The following is a 21,565-nucleotide window of genomic DNA, read 5'->3' as shown; positions in this document are numbered from 1 at the left end:
TGCGCACCCAGACTTCCCACACCGAGAACCGGGAGCACGGCCTCCGAAGATGAGCTCGGCGATCAGGCCAGAGCCCGCGGGTGACTGGTGGCGTAGACCTCCCGCAGATGGTCGACGGTGACCTTCGTGTAGATCTGGGTGGTGGTGACCGAGGCGTGTCCGAGCATCTCCTGGACAACCCGGACGTCGGCCCCTCCTGCCAGCAGATGCGTGGCGAAGGAGTGGCGCAGGGTGTGGGGGGAGATGCGTCGCCGATCAGCGGAGTCCACCCCGATGAGCCCGGCCCGTTCAGCGGCCTGCTGCAGGACGGCCCAGGCGCTCTGTCGGCTCAGGGGCCTGCCCAGGGTGTTGAGGAAGACCTGCGGCACTCCCCTGCCCTTCTCGGCCAGGACCGGCCGACCTCGCACCAGGTAGGCGTCCAGCGCCTCCCAGGCGTAGGTCCCCATGGGGACCACACGCTCCTTGCGTCCTTTGCCGAACAGCCGCAGCAGCCGGGAGTCGGTGTCGAGGTCGTCGATGACGAGCCCCACTGCCTCGGAGATGCGGGCGCCGGTGGCATAGAGGACCTCGAGCAGGGCCCGATCGCGCAGGCTCACCGGGGAGTCGTCGACGCCGGCGGCCTCCAGCAGGAGGCGGACCTCGTCAATCCCTAAGGCCTTGGGCAGGCGTCTTCCGGGCTGGGGAGGACGCACGGTGGCCGAGGGGTCCTCGGAGGTGGTGCCCTCGGCCATGAGGAACTTGTGCCAGCCGCGCACTGCCGTGACGGTTCTGGATGCCGACGACGACGCCAGTGGGCGGGCACCGTCGGATCCGGTGCGCAGGACCTCGAGGAAGCCGGCCACGTCGTTGCGGTTGACCTCCTGCGGGGCTGAGATGCCGGCGCTTCTCAGGTAACGCAGGTAGCGGCTGAGGTCGCGCTCGTAGGCACTCAGGGTGTGGGGGCTCAGCCCGCGCTCGACACGCAGGTGGGCGAGGTAGCCGCGTAGCCCCCGGTCCAGGACGTCGCCACGCGGATCGGGGGTGGTGTCGATGGCTGGATCCGTCGTGTGCGCAGTGCTCGTCGGAGTCCGCCGACGCTCAGCCGAGCTTGGCGACCAGGCCGAGCCCGACGATCGTGATCGTCCAGATGACGGCCACCGCCACCGTGATGCGGTCAAGGTTGCGCTCGGCCACGCCGGAGGAACCGGCCGACGAGGAGATACCGCCACCGAACATGTCCGACAGACCGCCGCCCTTGCCCTTGTGAAGGAGGATCGACATGATGAGGAAGAAGCTCGAGAGGACGAGCAGCACCTGAAGGACGATACGCACTATGTTCACGTCACGTTCCCTTCGTTGTTGGTTCCGTCTTGCTGCGGGGGCCTCTCGCTCCGGCTGGGTCCGGCGCGACTCCCGACAGGGTCCGCGCCCCCACCTGTCCGCCTGGCAGTCTACCTGCAACGCACCGGGTCCTGGACACCTCGCGGTGTGAGGTGTCCAGGACCCGGCAACGAGCGGTAGGACGCTAAGGGAAAGTGGTTGCTCGTCTCCCCGTGGCGGTCAGGGTCGCTCAGGCGTAGAAGCCCGCCATGGCGGCGAAGGAATCCGCCTTGAGGGAGGCTCCGCCGACGAGCGCGCCGTCGACGTCGGGCTGGGCCATGAGCTCCTTGATGTTGTCGGGCTTGGCGGAACCGCCGTAGAGGATACGGGTGGCGTCCGCGGTGGCGTCACCGTAGTCGGCGCGCAGGGCCTCGCGGATCGCTCCGCACACCTCCTGGGCGTCCTCGGCGGTGGCGGTCTCGCCGGTGCCGATGGCCCAGATGGGCTCGTAGGCGATGACGATCTTGGCGACGTCCTCCCCGCTCCATCCCTCGAGGGCGGCGCGGATCTGCCCCAGGACGAAGTCGACGTGGGTACCCGCCTTGCGGATCTCGAGGGCCTCGCCGCAGCACAGGATGGGGGTCATGCCGGCGTCGAGCACCTTGCGGGCCTTGGCGCCTACAAGGGCGTCGGACTCGCCGTGGTACTCACGACGCTCGGAGTGGCCCATGACCACGTAGCTGACGCCGAGCTTGGTGAGCATCTCGGTGGAGATCTCACCGGTGTAGGCGCCGTTGTCGTGGATGGAGACGTCCTGAGCGCCGTACTTGATGCTCAGAGAGTCGGCCTCGACGATGGTCTGCACGGTGCGGATGGCCGTGAAGGGCGGGATCACGAGGACCTCGCACTTGGAGTAGTCGTGGTCGCGGTCCTTGAGCTCCATGGCCAGGCCCTGGACGAGGTGGTTGGCCTCGAGGTGGTCGAGGTTCATCTTCCAGTTGCCCGCCATGAGCGGGGTGCGGTTACTCATCTGGGTTGCCTTCCTTCAGTCGTTGAGCACTGCGATACCGGGCAGGGTCTTGCCTTCGAGAAGCTCGAGGGAGGCGCCGCCGCCGGTGGAGATGTGGGAGAACGTTGCCTCATCGAAGCCGAGCGTGCGCACGGCGGCGGCGGAGTCGCCACCGCCGATGACGGAGAAGGCGTCGGACTCGGAGATCGCCTTGGCCACTGCCTTGGTGCCCTCGGCGAAGGCCGGGAACTCGAAGACGCCCATGGGGCCGTTCCACACCACGGTCTTGGAGGTGGCGATGGCGTCGGCGAACAGCTGTCGCGTCTCGGGTCCGATGTCCAGACCCATCTGGTCGGCGGGCAGCCCGTCGGCGGGCACCACTGTGGCCGGGGCGTCCGCAGCGAAGGCGGGGGCCACGACGGTGTCGACGGGCAGCAGCAGCTCGACGCCATTGGCCTTGGCGGTCTCCAGGTAGCCCTTGACAGTGTCGATCTGGTCCTTCTCCAGCAGGGAGGTGCCCACCTCATAGCCCTGGGCGGCCAGGAAGGTGTAGGCCATGCCGCCGCCGATGAGGAGACGATCGGCCTTGCCCAGCAGGTTGGAGATGACGCCGAGCTTGTCGGAGACCTTGGAGCCACCGAGCACCACGGCGTAAGGGCGCTCAGGGTCGTTGACGGCGCGTCCCAGGGACTCGATCTCCTTGACGACGAGCAGGCCGGCAGCGGAGGGCAGCAGCTTGGCGACGTCGTAGACGGAGGCCTGCTTGCGGTGCACGACGCCGAAGCCGTCGGAGACGAAGACGTCGGCCAGAGCGGCGAGCTCGGAGGCGAAGGCCTCGCGTTCGGCGTCGTCCTTAGAGGTCTCAGCGGCGTTGAAGCGTACGTTCTCCAGCAGGACGATATCGCCGTCACCGGCAGCGGCGACGGCGGCCTTGGCGGACTCGCCCACGGTGTCTTCAGCGAGGGTCACCTTGACGCCGGTGACCTCGGCAAGGCGATTGGCGACAGGAGCCAGGGAGTAGTCGGGGTTGACCTGCCCCTTGGGACGTCCCAGGTGGGCGGTGATGATCACCTTGGCGCCGGCGTCGAGCAGGGTGCGCAGGGTGGGCAGAGCGGCCTGGATGCGGCCGTCGTCGGTGATGTTCTTGTCGGCGTCCAGCGGCACGTTGAAGTCGGAGCGGACCAGGACTCGCTTGCCCTTGAGGTCGCCCAGGGACTCGATGGTCTTCATGAAGCCTCTCATCGGTTGTGGGTGATGGTGTGTGGGTGTGGGACGGACGGCGCCCGCGCACGCATAGCGTGGCGCGGGCGCCGTCTTCTAGAGAGTCATGCTCTCGGTCTGGTCTCAGGCGAGCTTGGAGCCGACCAGGGAGGTCAGGCGGACCAGGGCGTTGGAGTAGCCCCACTCGTTGTCGTACCAGGAGAGGACCTTGACGAGGTTGCCGATGACCTTGGTCTCGGTGGCGTCGAAGATCGAGGTGTGCGGGTTGCCCACGATGTCGGTGGAGACGATCGGGTCCTCGGTGTACTCGAGAACACCCTTGAGCTCGCCCTCGGCGGCGGCCTTGACGGCGGCCTTGACGGCCTCGACGGAGACCTCCTTCTCGGCGATGAAGGTCAGGTCGGTCAGCGAGCCGGTCGGGGTGGGGACGCGCACGGCCAGACCGTCGAACTTGCCCTTGAGGGCGGGCAGGACGAGGGCCACGGCCTGAGCGGCACCGGTCTTGGTGGGGATCATGTTCAGCGCGGCGGCGCGAGCACGGCGCAGGTCGCTGTGCGGGGCGTCGAGGACGCGCTGGTCACCCGTGTAGGAGTGGATGGTGGTCATAATGCCGCGCTCGATGCCGAAGTTCTCGTGGAGAACCTTGGCAAGGGGGGCGAGGCAGTTGGTGGTGCACGAGGCGTTGGACACGATGTTCATCGTGGCGTTGTCGTAGTCGCCCTCGTTGACACCCATGACGAAGGTGCCGTCGACGTTCTTGGCGGGAGCGGAGATGACGACCTTCTTGGCGCCACCGTCGAGGTGGGCCTTGGCCTTCTCGCCGTCGGTGAAGAAGCCGGTGGACTCCACGACGACCTCGACGCCCAGGTCGCCCCAGGGCAGGTCGGCGGGGTTGCGCTGAGCGAGCACCTTGATGTGCTTGCCGTTGACGGTGATGCCATCCTCGTCGTAGGAGACCTCGCCGTTGAAACGACCGAGGATCGAGTCGTACTTGAGCAGGTGGGCCAGGGTCTTGTTGTCCGTCAGGTCGTTGACGGCGACAACCTCGATGTCGGCGCCCTGCTCGAGGGCGGCACGGAAGAAGTTGCGGCCGATCCGGCCGAAGCCGTTAATACCAACGCGGGTGGTCACTTTGTGTCCTCCTAGTGCGCCGGTTGGCGGCGCACGGTTGCTGGGCTCTTCTCACACACGGGGTGTGCTCCGGAACCTCTTCAGCTCACAATCCGATTCAGCTCCGGCACGACCGAGTCTAGCCACACTGGGCAGGCGCTGGGAGTCGCCGACCACGCCACGGGCGAACACTGTGATGCACAAGCCAGCCTGTGCGGGAGCCAATGACCATCAACCACCCCTGAGGCAAGGACCGAGGTCCCATCTTGGCTCAGGACTCGAGCATCTCCTGGGTGAGAACCGACTCAGTGTCGGGGATGCCCAGCTCATGGGCCTGCTTGTCCGCCATGGCCAGGAGGCGGCGGATACGGCCGGCAACGGCGTCCTTGGTCAGCTGCGGGTCGGAGAGCTGCCCGAGCTCCTCCAGGGACGCCTGCTTGTGCGCGATACGCAGGCGGCCGGCCTGAAGCAGGTGGGCGGGGACATCGTCCCCCAGGATCTCGAAGGCGCGCTCGACCCGGGCCCCCGAGGCCACGGCGGCCCGTGCGGAACGGCGCAGGTTGGCGTCGTCGAAGTTGGCCAGACGGTTGGCGGTCCCCCGCGACTCGCGCCGGGATCGGCGCTCTGCCCACACCTTGAAGGCCTCCGGCGCCCCCATCCGCTCCAGGAGGACGCCGATGGCCTCGCCGTCACGAACGACGACGCGGTCGGCCCCACGCACTTCTCGGGCCTTGGCGGAGATGTCGAAGCGCCGCGCAGCCCCGACAAGGGCCAGTGCGGCCTCCGAGCCGGGACAGGTGACCTCCAGGGAGGAGGACCGGCCGGGCTCGGTCAGGGAGCCGCGGGCCAGGAAGGCTCCGCGCCAGGCGGCAGCGGCGGCGTTGCGCCCACCCTGGATGACGGCCACCGGCATGCCTCGCACCGGCCGGCCTCGGTCGTCGACCAGCCCGGACAACCGGGCCAGGTCCTTGCCCCGCTGGCTCACTCGCAGCACGTAGCGAGACCCCCTGTGCAGGGATCCGCCCTGGACCACCATCACCTCGGGCTCCATGCCGTAGAGCTCCTTGAGGTGCTGGTGCAGCCGGCGCACGGCTCCGCCGTGGTCGAGCTCGGCCTCGACAACGATGCGCCCGGAGACGATATGGAGTCCTCCGGCGAAGCGCAGCATCGCGGAGACCTCGGCCCGTCGTTGGGCGGCGTTCTCAGTGGCGACGAGCGCAAGCTCATCCTTGACGGTGACCGTCAGCGACATGGGCGGGCTCCTCGTGGTCGGGGTTCGTGATTCGGTACTGGCGACATGGTTGACGCGGCGGCCGTTGCCAGGACATCCCAGGCGTTGCCGATGCGCTGCTCGAACGGACGCGGCCCGGGCAGCGGGCGAAGCAGCAAAGATGACGAAGCGCTGTCATACGGCGCCCTGAGGCGTATCAAAGAGAATTCTTAACCGCAGCACCCGGCAGCCGGCTGGATGCGGCCGCGAAGAATTATGAACGATCATGAGCAGCAGGATTGCTCAATGAGTTGAGCGTCACGTTTCATCATGCTCGTCATCATCGGTGACGTCACCCAGCGCTCCCTCGAAGGCGTCCCGGAAGGCGGCCGCCAGGCGGAGCGGATCATGATGGCACAGGGCCTCGCCGGTGCGCACCTGTCGCAGGACGACGGTGGCCCCCATGGCTGTGGCCACCGCCTCAAGATCGGCGACGTCCTCAACTGTGGAGGGGTCGGCCAGCACCACGTCCAGGCGCAGGTCGGGTGCGTACTGGCTCAGGACCCGCAGGTGATCAGCGATGGTCATTCCGTCGGTCTCGCCCTGTTGAGCGGAGAGGTTGAGGACCAAAACCTTGCGGGCCGAGGTGTTCACCAGTGCGCGACGCATGGACGGCAGGATGAGGTGAGGGAGCACCGAGGTGTACCAGGAGCCGGGCCCCAGGACCACCCATTCCGCCTCGTCAATGGCGCGCAGCGCCTCGGGGTGAGCGTCGGCGTCCTCGGGAACCATGACCACGTTCTCCAGGCGTCCGCGGGCCGAGGCCACCGCCACCTGCCCACTGACCCGGCGCCGGCTCCCCCCGGAGACGATGTCGGCCTCAATGATCAGAGGGGAGGAGGACATGGGCACGACGCGGCCGTGGATCGTCAGCAGGCGCCCCACCCAGTCGAGCCCGGAGACCTCGTCCCCCAGCAGCTGCCACAGCGCCAGGATGAGCAGATTCCCCAGGGCGTGGTTGTCGAGCTCGCCCTGTCCCTCGAAACGGTGCTGGAGCACGTCTCGCCAGGTGAGGCCCCACTCGGAGTCCTCGCAGAGCGATGCCAGCGCCATTCTCAGATCTCCTGGCGGCAGACAGTCGAACTCCCGGCGCAGGCGTCCCGATGAGCCTCCGTCGTCGGCGACGGTGACGACGGCGGTGAGCCGGTGGGTGACGTGGCGCAGCGCCCGGAGCGTGGCCGACAGACCGTGCCCGCCTCCCAAGGCGACAACGGCCGGTCCCTCCTCGCCGCGGCGGGGCCAGCCCGCCGCATCGATCGTCGTTCCCACTGGCTACTCCCGTCCCAGATCACGGTGCTGGACAACGACCTCGAAGCCCGCTCGTCTCAACCTCACCCCGAGCCTCTCCGCCGAGGCCACCGAGCGGTGCTTGCCGCCGGTGCAGCCCACAGCCAGAGTGACGTGAGGCTTGAGCTCGTCAATGTACTGCGGAAGCGCCGGGATGAGCAGGTCGGCGTACCCGTCGACGAAGGCCGCCGCTCCCTTCTGGGCGAAGACGTAGTCGGCCACCGGTGCGTCACGTCCGGTGAGGTGTCGCAGCTCGGAGACCCAGTAGGGGTTGGGGATGAAGCGCACGTCCAGGACATGATCGGCGTCCAGGGGAATGCCGTACTTGAACCCGAAGGACATGACGTTGATACGCAGGGCCAGGTCGGACTCGTGCGCCACGAGCTCGCGCACCCGGCGGGCGAGGTCGTGGACCGAGTAGTTGGAGGTGTCGATGACGCTGTCGGCCACGCCCCGCAAGCCCCCCAGGAGCGTGCGTTCATGCTCGATCCCGTCGAGGACCGAGCCGCTGCCCTGCAGCGGGTGGGGTCTGCGGGAGGACTCGAAGCGTCTGACCAGCACGGCGTCGGAGGCGTCCAGGAAGATGAGCCTGACGTCAGTGCCGTTGCTGCGGACCTTGCGCAGGTAGTCCATGAAGTGGGAGAAGAACTCGCGACTGCGCACGTCGACCACCGCGGCCAGACGGTGCACACCGGCACCGACCGTCGTCATCATTCCGGACAGGGCCGGCAGCAGCTGGGGCGGTAGGTTGTCCACGACGTACCAGTCGAGGTCCTCCAGGGCGTTGGCCGCGCGTGAGCGCCCCGCCCCGGACATGCCCGTGACAATGATCAGCTCGGGACGTTCTGCCGGTGGTACCGGTGGGGTCGCCTCATCGAGGGCGGGGATCTCAATGGGAACCGTGTCCTGAAGCCGCTTGCGCTTGCCGGAGGATGGCTGAGGGCGGCGCTCGTCATGCATGCCCCAAGCATCGCACGTCCAGCTCGGTCCACCCGTTGCCGACGCCGGTTTACCGGTAGCGTTTCATCATTGCCAGTACTCACCGCCGCCGGTTCTCGGCAGCCAGACGTCAGGAGGCCCCATGAGCTCCTCCCCCATTCCCGACCAGGGACGCTCGATCCCGAGCACGTCCCAGGACACTGCGATGCGGCAGCCCACAGCCCCGGTCCTGGGCACACCCTGGACCCGCAGCGCGACGAAGGTGGCGCTCCTGGGCGCCGGCGAGATCGGCAAGGAGGTGACGATCGCGCTCAGCCGCCTGGGGGTGGAGGTCACGGCGATCGACCGCTACGAGGGTGCTCCAGCCCAGCAGGTCGCCCACAACGCCCTGACGGTGGACATGAGAGACCCCGCTGCGCTCACAGCCGCGATCCGCTCCAGCGGCGCCACGATCGTCGTCCCGGAGATCGAGGCGCTGGCCACCGACGCCCTGGCAGCGCTGGAGAGCGCCGGTGAGGTGCGGGTGGTGCCCACCGCCCGTGCGGTGCAGCTGACGATGAACCGTGAGGGCATCCGCCGTCTGGCTGCCGAGGAGCTGGGGCTGGCGACCAGCTCCTACGCCTTCGCCTCGTCCTTGGACGAGCTGCGGGCGGGCGCTCAGCGAGTGGGCTTTCCGTGCGTGGTCAAACCGGTCATGTCCTCGTCGGGCCACGGCCAGTCGGTGGTGCGCGGAGCGGAGGACCTGGAGGCGGCCTGGCGCTATGCGGCGGCTGACGGACGGGTCGACCAGGGCCGGGTCATTGTGGAGGGCTTCATCCGCTTCGACACCGAGATCACCCTGCTCACGGTGCGCTGGCGTCATCCAGGCACCGGGGAGACGGTGACGAGCTTCTGCGAGCCGATCGGGCACCGGCAGGTCGACGGGGACTACGTGGAGTCCTGGCAGCCGCAGGCCCTGAGCCCAGTGGCCCTGGAACGGGCCCAGCAGGTGGCTGAGGCCGTGACCACGGCGCTGGGCGGCTGGGGCCTGTTCGGGGTGGAGCTGTTCATCTGCGGGGAGGACGTTCTCTTCTCCGAGGTATCTCCGCGCCCGCACGACACCGGCCTGGTGACGCTGGCGAGCCAGCGCCTGAGCGAGTTCGAGCTGCACGCCCGCGCCCTGCTGGGTCTGCCCGTGGACACCTCGCTGCGCTCTCCCAGCGCCTCGGTGACCATCAAGGCCGCCGGCCATTCCGGGCCGGGTGAGGGAGTGAGCTTCGCCGGTCTTGATGAGGCGCTCGCGCACGAAGGCGTGGACCTACGGCTCTTCGGCAAGCCCGTGGCACATGAGGGACGTCGTCTGGGGGTCGTAGTGGCCTATGCCGACGATGTCCAGGTCGCCCGAGACCGGGCCCGGGCCGCGGCCCGGGCGATCCGTCCCAGCGTCTGAACCGCCCAAGCCGTGACGTCCCGCGCCTACTCCCGCGGCGGTTCCTGCGTCGGAGGCACGAGCGAGACGCCGTTGGATGCGATGACGTCGCGGTACCAGCCGAAGGACTTCTTGCGGTAGCGGGCCAGGGTGCCGTTGCCGTCGTCGTCGCGGTCCACGTAGATGAACCCGTAGCGCTTGGACATCTGGGCGGTGGAGGCCGAGACCAGGTCGATGCAGCCCCAGGAGGTGTAGCCCAGGACCTCGACGCCGTCGGCAATGGCCTCGGCGACCTGGACCAGGTGGTCGTTCATGTAGGCGATGCGGTAGTCGTCCTCGACCGTGGGGCCGTCGGGGCCCTCCACCAGGACGTCCTTGGCTCCCAGCCCGTTCTCGACGATGAACAGAGGCTTGCCCCAGCGGTCCCAGTAGTCGTTCAGGATGGTGCGCAGGCCCGCCGGGTCGATCTGCCACCCCCACTCGGAGGCCTTGAGGGTGGGATTGGGGACGCCGCCCATGAGGTTGCCCCGGCCGGCCTCGGCCGACTGGGTGACGGTCTCGCACACGGACATGTAGTACGAGAAGGAGACGAAGTCGACGGTGTGCTCACGCAGCAGCGCGCGGTCCTCCTCAGTGATCTCCAGCTCGATGCCCTTGTCCCGCAGGGCCCGCCGCAGGTAACCGGGGTACTCACCGCGCACGTGGAGGTCCCCGAAGGCGTAGTTGGCACGCTCGGCCTGCTTGGCGGCCCAGACGTCATGGGGGTCGGGGGTCAGCGGGTAGGTGGGCACGGCCAGGATCATGCAGCCGATCCGGATATCGGGGTTGGTCTCGTGGGCGATCCTGGTCGCGGCCGCGGAGGCGACGAGCTCGTGGTGGATGGCCTGGTAGAGGTCCTGCTCGCTGAGCCTGTCCTTGGGCGTGGCGATGCCGCCGGACAGGAAGGGCTCATGGAGCACGGAGTTGATCTCGTTGAAGGTGAGCCAGTACTTGACCCTCTGGCCATAGCGCTCGAACAGGGTGCGGGCGTAGCGCTTGAAGAAGCCGATGAGACGGCGGTCGGTCCAGCCGTCGTAGGTGCGAGCCAGGTGGAGCGGGGTCTCGTAGTGACTGATGGTGACCAGCGGCTCGATCCCGTGCTTCTCGAGCTCATCGAGGACCCGGTCGTAGAAGGCGAGTCCCTCCTCGTTGGGCTCGGTCTCGTCGCCGAGAGGGAAGATGCGGCTCCAGGCGATGGAGAAGCGGAAGACCTTGAAACCCATCTCCGCCAGCAGGGCGATGTCCTCGGCGTAGCGGTGGTAGAAGTCGATCGCCTCGAGCTTGAGGTTATCCGGTGTGGGGGCCTGGGTGGGCGGGGCCATGATGCCCCGGGGCATGACGTCCTGGACGGACAGGCCCTTGCCGCCCTCGTCGTAGGCGCCCTCGATCTGGTTGGCGGCAGTGGCACCGCCCCACAGGAAGCCGTCGGGGAAGCGCAGGTCGGGGTCAGGCGATGGTGCGGTCATGGCTCCTCATCCTCGGTGTCTTTTGTCAGGCGGCAGGTTCAGAAGGCTCCGGGTCGGTGACCACCCCTGCCATGATCGCACTGACGGCTACACCGACCTGCGCCTCACGGCAGCGTCTGACCTCAGTCCTGAAGGCCCACCATGACGGAGGAGGCCTTGACGACGGCGACTGCCTTCTTACCCTCTGCCAGCTCGAGCTCCTCGATGGCCGTGTTGGTGATGGAGGAGGTGATGATGACGCCGGGGGCGACCTCGATCTTGACGACGCCGTTGACGGCGCCCTTCTCAATGGAGACGACAGTACCGGGCAGCTGGTTGCGGGCGGAGATCCTCATACAGGGTTTCCTTTCGAGTTGATGCCAGCCCAGCACATCGTGAAATCACACTACTGTTGAGTATCTGGACTGTTGAGGTGAGCCAAGATAGTACCTGCCAGAGCCGGCCCGATACCCTTGATGCGGGTGATGTCGTCCACCTCGGCCTGCCGAATGCGTGTGACCGAGCCGAACTCACGCAGCAGGGCCGCCTGACGAGCCGGCCCCAGGCCGGGGATCCCATCCAGCACGGAGCGGGTCATGCCGGCTGAGCGCTTCTTGCGGTGGTGGGTGATGGCGAATCGGTGGGACTCGTCCCGGAGGTGCTGGAGCAGATAGAGGGCGGGCGACGTACGCGGCAGGATGACGGGGAACTCCTCCCCCGGCACCCATACCTCCTCCAGACGCTTGGCCAGGCCGATGAGCGGGACGTCGATGCCGAGCTCGTCGAGCACGGCACGCGCGGCATTGACCTGCAGTAACCCGCCGTCGACGACGACGAGTCCGGGCGCGTAGGAGAAGCGCCGGGCCTTGCCGGTCTCGGGGTCGATAGGACCGGAGGCGACGGCGATGCCCTCGGCGTCCTCGATCTCCTCGGCAGCGCGGGCGGCCGCCTCGCCCTGTCCCTGCTCGGCGATGAGCCGTTTGAACCTGCGGGTAAGGACCTCGTGCATGGCTGCGGTGTCATCTGTGGCACCGTTGCCGTCCTGGCCGCGCACGGTGAAGCGGCGGTAGTCGGCCTTGCGGGGGGCACCGTCCTCGAAGACGACCATGGAGCCGACCTGGTAGGTGCCCTGGGTGTGGGAGATGTCGTAGCACTCGATGCGCAGGGGTGCCTCGGCCAGGTCGAGGGCCTCGGCGAGCTCATCAAGGGCGAGGGTGCGTTGGGTGAGATCCCCCGCCCGTCGGGTCTTGTGCAGCCGCAGGGCCTCCTCCGCGTTCTTGCGCACCGTGTCCATGAGGGCGGCCTTGTCGCCGCGCTGCGGAACGCGCAGGTCGACCTTCGCGCCGCGCAGGTCGGCCAGCCAGGCCCGCACAGTGGCGGCGTTGCTGGGCATCTCAGGAACCAGGATCTCCCGGGGCACCGCGGTGGTGGCCGTGTGGGCGACGTCGTCGACACTGGTGGCCGCCGACTCGCCGTTGCGTCGGGAGGCGGCACCGCTGGAACCGTTGGGACCGCTGCGGGGCTGGGGGCTGGACGGGGCGCGCTCACCCACCCCGACGGAGGTGGTGGTGCCCGAGGAGGCGGGGGCTCCGCCCTGGTGGACGGCGCCGTCGTCGGCAGGATCGAGGAGGGAGGCGTAGACCTGCTCCAGGAGGCGTTCGATGAGCTCGGCGTCCCCGGCGTCGTCAATGAGGTCCACGACCCAGCCGCGCTGTCCGCGCACCCGGCCGCCGCGCACGTGGAAGACCTGGACCGCGGCCTCGAGCTCGTCGCGGACCAGGGCGAAGACGTCGGCGTCGGTGGCGTCGGGCAGGACAACAGCGTTGCCCTCGATGACCTTGCGCAGCGCGGTGGCGTCGTCACGCAGGCGGGCGGCCTTCTCGAAGTCGAGGGCCGCTGCGGCAGCCTTCATCTCAGCCTCGACCTGGCGCAGGTAGGGGCCGGTACGGCCAGCCATGAAGGCGCAGAAGTCCTCGGCCAGCGCCCGGTGGTCCTCCGGATTGATGCGACCCACGCACGGCGCCGAGCACTTGTCGATGTACCCCAGCAGGCAGGGACGCCCCGATGCCTGGGCGCGGCGGAAGACACCGGCGGAGCAGGAGCGCACCGGGAACACCCGCAGCAGCTGGTCGACGGTCTCGCGGATGGACCAGGCCTGGACGAAGGGACCGAAGTAGCGGGTTCCCGGTTTGCGGGCCCCGCGGACCACCTGGACGCGGGGGTGGGTCTCCCCCATCGTCACCGCCAGGTAGGGGTAGGACTTGTCGTCCTTGTACATGACGTTGAAACGGGGGTTGAACTCCTTGATCCAGGAGTACTCCAGCGCCAGGGACTCCACCTCGGTGGACACGACCGTCCACTCCACCGCGCAGGCGGTGGTGACCATCTTCTGGGTGCGCGGGTGCAGAGCGGCAAGGTCCTGAAAGTAGCTGGACAGGCGTTGACGCAGGTTCTTGGCCTTGCCGACGTAGATGACGCGCCCCTGCCCGTCCAGGAACCGGTAGACCCCCGGGGACGTGGGGATCTCGCCCGGGGCAGGACGGTACATCGAGGGGTCGGCCATGCCCGCTAGGGTAGACGCCGACCGACGTTGTCCACGACATGCTGCCCCGTAACGAGTCGCCCGAACGGCGAAGGCCCGAACCAGCAGGGCTCAGGCCTTCGTATCTTTGCATGTGGTGGGCGATACTGGGATCGAACCAGTGACCTCTTCCGTGTCAGGGAAGCGCGCTCCCGCTGCGCCAATCGCCCGAGGTGGGTACCGGATTCGAACCGGTGTAAACGGCTTTGCAGGCCGGTGCCTAACCTCTCGGCCAACCCACCATGAGATGCTGGGGCTGGGCGCTCCCGGCTCCTCGGAGCGGATGACGGGACTCGAACCCGCGACCCTCACCTTGGCAAGGTGATGCTCTACCAACTGAGCCACATCCGCGTGATTCCTCACGGTTCGACTGAACCGCTTGGTGCTGGAAAACCATAGCATCACGATCGCGGTGACAGGCAAACAGCATCGCGGTGATTCACCTCACCGGGCAGCCGTTTGCTCCGGGGGTATCGGCCTGGCTAAGGTTAGCGCCGCACCGGGCGATTGGCTCAGGGGTTAGAGCGCCTCGTTCACACCGAGGAGGTCACTGGTTCGATTCCAGTATCGCCCACCGGATCATGCAGTCTTCACGCTTGCCCTCTCCTGCTAGGGTAAGCATTTTTCATGCCCTCGCTCGGCAGGAAGGCGCCGAACCCCATGACCGAGGTACGACGCCCCCGCGTAGCAAGCAGCGACCAGCAAGGTCACTGCTAACGGCTCGTTCAGATCCGGGTGCCGTCGACGATCCTTCCGGGGGAGCCCTCCTCTTCCACGCGCGCCTCACCGGTGGCGACGACGTCGGCGCCGAAGGTCCAGTCGCCGTCCACGGTCAGCGACCGCGCATCCTTGATGGAGGGGACGCCGTCGGGGAACCGGACCTCGAAGTCCTGGATCTTCTTGTAGAAGCGCGGGTCGAGATTTACGGTACAGGCCCGCTCCGGGACCATCCGCAGCAGACCGTCGTCGTCGACCTCGTAGACGTCCGAGCGCACCAGCAGCAGATCGTTGGTGGTTTTGACCGGCAGGAACCGGGAACGTGGCACCTCGATGGCTGTCGCACCCTCGAAGGCCTCCACGGCGGCCCCCATGGCCGTCTCGAGCTGGATGACCGGCGTTGAGGAGGAGTCTGCGGGGTCCACCGTCTTGCTGTTCTTGATGAGCGGAAGACCGAGGATCCCTCCCCGTTCAGCCAGGGTGTCGCGCAGCACCTTGAGGTCGAACCAGAGGTTGTTCGTATGGAAGAAGGGGTGGCGGAACTGGTCGGTGAAGTAGTGCATCTGGTCGCCAGGCGTCTGCGCCGTGTCACGCAGAATGATGCGCCCGTCGCTCTTACGCACGGCCAAGTGGCCGCCCTTGACATCGGCTGGCGTGCGACGGCACATCTCCGGCGCATAAGGGGCACCGGAGGCGGCGAACCAGCCGGCGATCCTGGCCGAGGGCGCCGCACCGAGGTTGTCGGAGTTGGCGGTCATGGCGTACCGATACCCCTGATCCAGGAGGGCGTCCAGCAGCCCGGAGGCGAGCAGGGCGGTGTAGATGTCGCCGTGCCCCGGGGGGCACCACTCGAGCTCGGGGTCGGCCCCCCACTCCACGGGAGCCAGATCGTCAGCGCGAAGCTTGGGTTCGCGGTTCTGCAGGAAGTCCAGGGGCAGTCCGTCGACCTGGACCTCGGGGTGCCCGGCCAGCACCTCGAGGGAGTCCTCGCGGGTACGGAAGGAGTTCATGAGGATCAGTGGCAGGCTCACACCGTAACGCCGACGCGCCGCCAGAACCTGATCGACCAGCAGGTCCAGGAAGGTCTTGCCGTCACGCACCGGCAGGAGGGACTTGGCGCGATCCAGGCCCATCGAGGTGCCCAGGCCCCCGTTGAGCCGGATGAGGACCGTCTTGCTCAGCGCCTCGCGAGCCTCCTCATCACTGACCTCAACGTCAGCGAGGGAGTCGATCTGTGTCAGGGGCTCGATGGTCTCCTCGGGGATGAGTCCCGTGGCTCCCGCTTCCAGGGACTGGTAGTAGTGCGTGAAAACCGTGATGGCCTGATCGGCGACGCCGGCATCGCGCATCTTGTGCTGCGCTGCAGTGAGTCCGTTCTCGCTCATGAGATGCAGCCTATCCCAGCCTGACCGTTCTTGTGGATCTTTGTTCGAGTCTGTTCGTTCTTGAACGACCGGTCTTCCTCTCGTTCCCGAGTTTTCCACAGGGTACCTTTCCCCCTTCACGACATCGACAGCTCCCCGTACTCTCAGAAGAACCGGTTGAGTGACAAGTGCTTACCGCCGAGCACCGAGTGACGAGGAGAACCGTCGTGTCCATACCGTCCACTGTCGGCCCGAATGTCTCCTTGGTACTGCAGAGACTGGACCTCATCGAGAGGAAGATCGACTGGCTCGCAGAACGCGTCACCTGGCTGACCTACTCCTCCACCACCCCAACGCAGGAGAGCAGTGACTTCCCCACCACGGTGATGAGCAGCGCCCCTGTTTCCACCTCGAAGGAGAGCGCGGCCACCGACGTCGTTGATGGTTACTCTGCGGAACCCTCACCCGCTGACACGCCGCACCAGCCTGAGACGACACCGCCCGCAAGCACCTCGGAAGCGAGCACGGTCTCCGAGACCCCCTGGCAACGCCTCGACGAACCTGCTGCTCAGGCCCCCGTCAACGAAGTTCCCCTGGATGACAAAGCCGCTCACACCAAGACAACCACGCCTTCGGAGGCCCCCCGAGCACCCCGAGGCGAGGTGCCGCCGGCACCTTACGGTCAGGAGCCCGCCCCCGTGGAGCCCGAGCAAGCCTCGGCACCCTGGACGAGCCCGGACTCGATGCATCATGCACCCGTTGCGGGCGCTGCCTCTCATATGCAGGGAAGCGGACCGGCCGGGACCGGCCAGGCACGCAGCGCAGGCACCGAGCAGATCCCCGGATGGGCCCAGCGAGCGATGCGGGAGGGCAACCTCGGACGCTATCTGCTCTCCGGCGCCGCAGCGGTGCTCGTCCTGTCTGCCGGGGTGAGTCTTCTGGCTCTCGTCTGGGACTCCATTCCTGACCCGGTCAAGATCCTGGGACTGGCACTCATCGCGGTCACGATGACAGCGGCCGGCGCTCAGCTGGGGATCAGTCGTCCCCGTTACCGCGTCGCTGCGGCGACGATCACGGGAACTGGTGGAGGACTCGGCTTCGTTTCCATCGTGGGAGCCGTCCTTCTCAATGGAATGCTCAGCCCAGAGCCCGCTCTGGTGCTCATGGCCTGCTGGGGGCTCGTACTCCTGGCCGTGTCCCACATGACACGGGTGCTGTTCACCGCGGTCGTCTCAACCCTCGGCGCCCTGGTGACCATCGGATTCGCAGTCAGCCACGTGGTGCGTCAGCCGCAGGCCGCGCTCATCACGTGGCTGATGATCAGTATCTACGTCACGGTACTGGCACTGACCTGCGTGGTCCTGTCGCGCAACACGGAGCGGATGAGGCTGGCCGCCTGGTATCCGGTGACGTCAATGGTGGCCACGGCGACGGCCCTCATCGCCGCCCCGATCCAACCGATGCTGCGCACCTCCGTCGCCAGCGGCACCGGTATCGTTCTGACCCTGTGCCTACTGCTGGTGTGCCAGACACTCCATGCCAGCACACAGCTGTGGAGCATCGGTGTCGAGACCTCGGGATGGGACTGGGGCCCAACGGCGGTGATCCTCATGCTGAGGATCGGAAACCTGATGACGGAGCAGATGAGCCTGCGCCTGGGGCACACCGTCATCGTCATCACCTTCCTCCTCGAGCTCCTCCTGCTGGCCTTGGCGGCACTCGCGACACTCCCGATCCACTGCCCCGCTGGTTGGCGCCGTGCCATGGCGATCGGGCACGAGGTTGCGTTCTTCCCCCTCGCACTGATCGGGATGGCGATCATTGACGACCCCAGGGTCTATCTCTTCGTCATCGTGGCTGCGATGCCGTGCCTGCTTCCGGCGATCTTGAACGCAAGAGTGGAGCCGGCCCCGATCCTTGCCCTTCTCGGGACGGTGCCGATTCTCATGGCCCCGGGCGCTGCTCACTCCCGCGGCGACACCTGGTCGCTGATCGTCTCCGTGGTGATCTCTGCGCTCATGGTCATCATGGCCGAAGGACTCGGTGACCGAGCCGCATGCAGCTCTCCGGTCCCTGCTTCACATTCCGCGCCGTCGCACGTCCAGACACGGGTACTGGCCCTGCGGGCGGCACTGGCGGTGGTGGCCTTCAATATCGCCGTCGTCATTCCGTTCCTGGGCTCCGGTCTCGTGGGTGACTCCCAGAGCGCCTGGGCGGCGCTGCGCGCGGTTCCAGGCCTGGCGACGATCACATTCATCGCTCTGGGGGCGTTCTCAAGCGGAGCCACGCCTAAGCGAGTGCTCAGTGGTCAGTGCCGAGGATCCCGCTACCGGGTGGGTCCTCGCGGCGAGGCCCTGCCCGGTCCGGCGGGAAATCAGGCAGGAGCACCGGCGCCGTCGTGGATCCTCTCAGCGATGGTGGCCGTGCTGGCAATGGTGACGCTGTCGTGGGCCGAGGATGCCTCCTCGTCGATCTGGATGCTGCTGCTGGTCGCCGTCGCCCTGGGGGTGGGGGCATGCGCCACGTGGCTCCTGCTTCCCTGGCGGCGGTGTGCGGAGGTGTGCCTGAGCCTTGCGATCGGCAACTCACTGCTCATGTGGCTCTCAGTCATAGTGGCCACCGAGGTCGACCCGGGTTCGGTCCTCATGTCGGTGCTGGTACTGCTGACGGGCGGAGCCTGCATCGTCCTCGGGTTCAGGGCGCGTCTGACAATCCTGCGCCACTACGGACTGACCCTGGTGCTCCTGTCCGTACTCAAGCTCGCCGTTATGGACGTGGCCGCGCAGAACTCGATCATTCGAGTCATCTCCCTGGCGGCCGCAGGTGTCGTCTGCTTCGTCCTGTCGCTGCTCTACAACCGCTACGCGCAGGAGCAGCGTCACGAGAACGACCAGAACCCCGTGGACTCCAGGAACATCTGAGGGCAGCGGGGAACCGACGCCGAGCCGTCCAGCAGAGCCGGACCGGAGCGGGAAGGGGCGTCAGCCGCGGGCGGCCTCCAGCACCGGAGCCAGGAACTGGCCGGTGTAGGACGACTCAGTGGCCGCGACCTTCTCCGGCGTGCCGGCCACGACGACGGTTCCCCCGCCCTTGCCGCCCTCGGGCCCCATGTCAATGACCCAGTCGGCGTTGGCGATGACATCGAGATTGTGCTCAATGACCACCACGGAGTTGCCCTTGTCCACCAGTCCCTGAAGCACCCCGAGCAGCTTGCGGATGTCCTCGAAGTGCAGCCCGGTGGTCGGTTCATCGAGAACGTAGATGGTTCGGCCGGAGGACCGGCGCTGAAGCTCGGTGGCGAGCTTGACGCGCTGGGCCTCACCGCCGGAGAGCGTGGTGGCCGACTGCCCCAGGCGCACATACCCCAGTCCCACCTCGACCAGGGTGTTGAGGTGGCGGGAGATCACTGAGGAGGCGGAGAAGAACTCGGCCGCCTGGTGGATGGTCATGTCCAGGACGTCGGCGACCGTCTTGTCCTTGTAACGGATCTCCAGTGTCTCCCGGTTGTAGCGGGCGCCGTGGCAGACCTCGCAGGGAACGTAGACGTCGGGCAGGAAGTTCATCTCGATCTTGAGCGTGCCGTCACCCTTACATGACTCGCAGCGCCCGCCCTTGACGTTGAAGGAGAACCGCCCGGGTCCATAGCCGCGCACCTTCGACTCGGGCACGGCCGCGAAGATCTTGCGGATGTGGTCCCACACCCCGGTGTAGGTGGCGGGATTGGACCGGGGGGTGCGCCCGATCGGAGACTGGTCGACGTGCACCACCTTGTCCAGGTGCTCCACGCCCCGCACCGTCTTGTGCCTGCCGGGCACGCCGCGGGCGCGGTTGAGCCGGTTGGCGAGCACCTGATAGAGGATGGCGTTGACCAGGGAGGACTTCCCCGAGCCGGATACTCCTGTGACGGCGGTCAGTACGCCGAGTGGGAAGGAGACGGTGACGTCCTTGAGGTTGTTCTCACGGGCGCCGACAACGGTGACCTCACGGTTCTTGTCCCGCTTGCGTCGAGTCGCGGGGATCTCGATCTGACGCCGTCTGGCCAGGTAGTCGCCGGTGACCGAGCCCTCGGCTCTGGCCAGGCCCTCGATGTTACCGGAGTAGACGACCTCGCCGCCCAGCTCGCCGGCGCCAGGACCGATGTCGACGATCCAGTCGGCCGAGCGGATGGTGTCCTCATCGTGCTCGACGACGATGAGTGTGTTGCCCAGGTCCCGCAGCCGCTGGAGGGTCTCGATGAGTCGGGTGTTGTCGCGCTGGTGCAGGCCGATACTGGGCTCGTCCAGGACGTAGAGGACCCCCACCAGGCCTGAGCCGATCTGGGTGGCCAGGCGGATGCGTTGGGCCTCGCCTCCGGAGAGCGTGGCCGCACCGCGGGCCATGCTGAGGTAGTCCAGGCCCACGTCCACGAGGAAGCCGAGGCGCGCGTTGATCTCGGTCAGGACGCTGCCTGCGATCTGAGCGGCCTGGCCGGTGAGGTTGAGGTCGGCCAGGAAGTCTCGGGCCTCGCTGATCGGCAGCTCGCACAGCTGAGCGATGGACAGCTCGCCCACGCGCACGGCCAGTACCTCGGGCTTGAGCCGGGCCCCGGCACAGACGGGACAGGGGATCTCACGCATGTAGGCCTGGTAGCGCTCGCGGGACCAGTCGGACTCGGTCTCGTCGTGCTTGCGCATGACGTAGTCGAGAACCCCTTCAAAGCCGGTGGAGTAGATGCGTTCGCGCCCCCAACGGTTGCGGTAGGTGACCTTGACCTCGTAGTCCTTACCGCGCAGAATCGCCTCCCTGGCCCGTGCCGGTAGGGCGCGCCAGGGGGTGTCGACGTCGAAGGAGAGCTCCTTGCCCAGGGCCTCGAGCTGGCGGGTGAAGTACTTCTGGTGGCTCGACCAGGGGGCAACGGCGCCCTCGGCCAGGGTCAGCTCCTCGTCGGGGACGACGAGCTCGGGGTCCACCTCGAGCCGGGTACCGATCCCGGTGCAGGCGGGGCAGGCGCCGTAGGGGGCGTTGAAGGAGAAGGTGCGCGGCTCCATCTCGTCCAGGGCCAGGGGGTGCTCGTTGGGGCAGGCGCGCTTCTCGGAGTAGCGGCGCTCCCGGTCGGGGTCGTCCTCAGGCAGGTCGACCTGCTCGATGATGACCAGGCCCTCGGCCAGGCCGAGCGCCGTCTCCACCGAGTCGGTGAGGCGCTGGCGGATGCCCTCCCGGACGACGAGCCGGTCGACGATGACCTCGATGTCGTGCTTGAGTCGTTTGTTGAGGGTCGGGGGATTGTCGAGGCGCTCAGGGGCGCCGTCGACGCGCACCCGGTTGAAGCCGCGCCCACGCAGCTCGCCGAAGAGCTCGGAGTACTCGCCCTTGCGTCCGCGCACCACGGGGGCGAGAACCTGGAAGCGAGTGCCCTCGGGCAGGGCACGGACCTGGTCGACGATCTGCTGCGGGGTCTGGGAGGAGATGACAGCGTCACAGACCGGGCAGTGCTGGACGCCGGCGCGCGAGTAGAGCAGACGCAGGTAGTCGTAGATCTCCGTCACAGTGCCCACCGTGGATCGGGGGTTGCGTGAGGTGGACTTCTGGTCGATGGAGACGGCGGGACTCAGCCCCTCGATGAGCTCGACATCGGGCTTGTCCATCTGGCCGAGGAACTGACGGGCGTAGGAGGACAGGGACTCCACGTAGCGGCGCTGCCCCTCGGCGAAGATCGTGTCGAAGGCGAGGGAGGACTTGCCCGAGCCCGACAGCCCGGTGAAGACGATCATCGTGTCGCGCGGCAGATCCAGGTCCACGCCCTTGAGATTGTGCTCGCGGGCCCCACGGATGATGAGAGAGTCGTTCACGGGATTCGAGTCTAAGGGGTGACCGCACGTCCCGCGCGTCGCACACGT

Annotated in this window: 15 protein-coding genes and 4 tRNA genes; 3 read left to right on the top strand and 16 right to left on the bottom strand. The window is 67.4% G+C overall.

The window, feature by feature from the left end; genetic code table 11:
* Window positions 1–62: 62 nt before the first annotated feature.
* The 8 genes from xerD to rapZ form a co-directional block, all read right to left on the bottom strand.
* Window positions 63–998 (bottom strand): site-specific tyrosine recombinase XerD, encoded by a 936-nt coding sequence (gene xerD, locus FBF36_RS06575; protein WP_034493160.1) that lies wholly within the window; start codon window positions 996–998, stop codon window positions 63–65.
* A gap of 79 nt (window positions 999–1,077) precedes the next feature.
* Window positions 1,078–1,320, bottom strand: a complete 243-nt coding sequence (secG, locus tag FBF36_RS06570) for a preprotein translocase subunit SecG (protein WP_009397741.1) — start codon at window positions 1,318–1,320, stop codon at window positions 1,078–1,080.
* A 229-nt stretch (window positions 1,321–1,549) separates the two neighbouring features.
* A complete protein-coding gene (gene tpiA, locus FBF36_RS06565) occupies window positions 1,550–2,329 on the bottom strand; it encodes a triose-phosphate isomerase (protein WP_009397743.1) in 780 nt (259 codons plus the stop codon).
* A gap of 15 nt (window positions 2,330–2,344) precedes the next feature.
* Window positions 2,345–3,538: a phosphoglycerate kinase gene (locus FBF36_RS06560; RefSeq protein WP_034493162.1), complete on the bottom strand. Its 1,194-nt coding sequence runs from the start codon at window positions 3,536–3,538 to the stop codon at window positions 2,345–2,347.
* Between the two features lie 114 nt (window positions 3,539–3,652).
* Window positions 3,653–4,660 carry a type I glyceraldehyde-3-phosphate dehydrogenase gene (gap, locus tag FBF36_RS06555; protein ID WP_009393321.1) on the bottom strand — a complete coding sequence of 336 codons (1,008 nt, stop codon included), beginning with the start codon at window positions 4,658–4,660 and terminating at the stop codon, window positions 3,653–3,655.
* 250 nt (window positions 4,661–4,910) lie between these two features.
* Window positions 4,911–5,891, bottom strand: coding sequence for a DNA-binding protein WhiA (whiA, locus tag FBF36_RS06550; protein ID WP_009393320.1), 981 nt, complete (start codon window positions 5,889–5,891; stop codon window positions 4,911–4,913).
* Between the two features lie 276 nt (window positions 5,892–6,167).
* Window positions 6,168–7,178, bottom strand: coding sequence for a gluconeogenesis factor YvcK family protein (locus FBF36_RS06545; RefSeq protein WP_009393319.1), 1,011 nt, complete (start codon window positions 7,176–7,178; stop codon window positions 6,168–6,170).
* Window positions 7,179–7,181: 3 nt separating this feature from the next.
* Window positions 7,182–8,156, bottom strand: a complete 975-nt coding sequence (gene rapZ, locus FBF36_RS06540; protein WP_009393318.1) for an RNase adapter RapZ — start codon at window positions 8,154–8,156, stop codon at window positions 7,182–7,184.
* 121 nt (window positions 8,157–8,277) lie between these two features.
* On the opposite strand from rapZ, the gene purT reads away from it, so the two are divergent.
* Window positions 8,278–9,564: a formate-dependent phosphoribosylglycinamide formyltransferase gene (purT, locus tag FBF36_RS06535; RefSeq protein ID WP_009393317.1), complete on the top strand. Its 1,287-nt coding sequence runs from the start codon at window positions 8,278–8,280 to the stop codon at window positions 9,562–9,564.
* Window positions 9,565–9,590: 26 nt separating this feature from the next.
* On the opposite strand, the gene FBF36_RS06530 is transcribed toward purT, so the two are convergent.
* From FBF36_RS06530 to FBF36_RS06505, 6 genes are all read right to left on the bottom strand, one after another.
* Complete coding sequence (locus FBF36_RS06530) at window positions 9,591–11,048, bottom strand: glycoside hydrolase family 1 protein (RefSeq protein ID WP_009393316.1); 1,458 nt, start codon at window positions 11,046–11,048, stop codon at window positions 9,591–9,593.
* A gap of 122 nt (window positions 11,049–11,170) precedes the next feature.
* Window positions 11,171–11,383 (bottom strand): TOBE domain-containing protein, encoded by a 213-nt coding sequence (locus tag FBF36_RS06525; protein WP_009393315.1) that lies wholly within the window; start codon window positions 11,381–11,383, stop codon window positions 11,171–11,173.
* Window positions 11,384–11,433: 50 nt separating this feature from the next.
* A complete protein-coding gene (gene uvrC, locus FBF36_RS06520; RefSeq protein WP_009393314.1) occupies window positions 11,434–13,590 on the bottom strand; it encodes an excinuclease ABC subunit UvrC in 2,157 nt (718 codons plus the stop codon).
* 113 nt (window positions 13,591–13,703) lie between these two features.
* Window positions 13,704–13,778 (bottom strand) — tRNA-Val (locus FBF36_RS06515).
* A gap of 1 nt (window position 13,779) precedes the next feature.
* A tRNA-Cys gene (locus tag FBF36_RS06510) sits at window positions 13,780–13,850 on the bottom strand.
* A gap of 36 nt (window positions 13,851–13,886) precedes the next feature.
* Window positions 13,887–13,959, bottom strand: a tRNA-Gly gene (locus FBF36_RS06505).
* A 150-nt stretch (window positions 13,960–14,109) separates the two neighbouring features.
* On the opposite strand from FBF36_RS06505, the gene FBF36_RS06500 reads away from it, so the two are divergent.
* A tRNA-Val gene (locus FBF36_RS06500) sits at window positions 14,110–14,182 on the top strand.
* A 151-nt stretch (window positions 14,183–14,333) separates the two neighbouring features.
* On the opposite strand, the gene FBF36_RS06495 is transcribed toward FBF36_RS06500, so the two are convergent.
* The gene (locus tag FBF36_RS06495; RefSeq protein ID WP_009393313.1) at window positions 14,334–15,710 is read right to left on the bottom strand and encodes a UTP--glucose-1-phosphate uridylyltransferase; all 1,377 of its coding nucleotides are present in this window, start codon (window positions 15,708–15,710) and stop codon (window positions 14,334–14,336) included.
* A 206-nt stretch (window positions 15,711–15,916) separates the two neighbouring features.
* Between FBF36_RS06495 and FBF36_RS06490 the strand changes: the two genes are divergently transcribed.
* Window positions 15,917–18,610 carry a DUF2339 domain-containing protein gene (locus FBF36_RS06490; RefSeq protein WP_138137304.1) on the top strand — a complete coding sequence of 898 codons (2,694 nt, stop codon included), beginning with the start codon at window positions 15,917–15,919 and terminating at the stop codon, window positions 18,608–18,610.
* Between the two features lie 60 nt (window positions 18,611–18,670).
* Here the strand turns inward: FBF36_RS06490 and uvrA are convergent, their stop codons facing one another.
* Window positions 18,671–21,517: an excinuclease ABC subunit UvrA gene (gene uvrA / locus FBF36_RS06485; RefSeq protein WP_009393311.1), complete on the bottom strand. Its 2,847-nt coding sequence runs from the start codon at window positions 21,515–21,517 to the stop codon at window positions 18,671–18,673.
* Window positions 21,518–21,565: the final 48 nt, after the last annotated feature.

Source organism: Actinomyces sp. oral taxon 171 str. F0337, from assembly GCF_005696555.1.
GTDB classification, from domain to species: Bacteria; Actinomycetota; Actinomycetes; order Actinomycetales; family Actinomycetaceae; genus Actinomyces; species Actinomyces oris_E.
This window is presented reverse-complemented; position numbering and strand designations above follow the sequence as displayed.